General features: G+C 45.0%; 1 rRNA gene. It reads right to left on the reverse strand.

Annotation, left to right across the window (positions count from 1 at the left end):
* Positions 1 to 82: ribosomal RNA gene (locus AA84_RS0102810) — 16S ribosomal RNA — on the reverse strand; the annotation flags it as partial.
* Between the last annotated feature and the right edge of the window lie 200 nt (positions 83 to 282).

The raw sequence follows: 282 nt of genomic DNA on the forward strand, positions 1-282 counted from the left end.
AGCTCCCTTCTGTGCGCTCGACTTGCATGTATTAGGCACGCCGCCAGCGTTCGTCCTGAGCCAGGATCAAACTCTCCAAAAAGTTTATTGTTTACTTACCATTGTACTTCTTGTCGTACTCCCAAGGAAAGGAACTTCTGCTAAGGGCGTGCACGTCCTGTGCACAACGCAGAAGTCACCACATCCTGTGGAAGCTATGATCCATAGCAAATTGAATTGATTATGGGGTTTAAAAACCCTTTATTCACGCTTGGCTTTTGTTTAGTTTTCAAGGAACATTCT

The organism is Sporolactobacillus terrae DSM 11697, assembly GCF_000648615.1.
Classification (GTDB): Bacteria; Bacillota; Bacilli; order Bacillales; family Sporolactobacillaceae; genus Sporolactobacillus; species Sporolactobacillus terrae.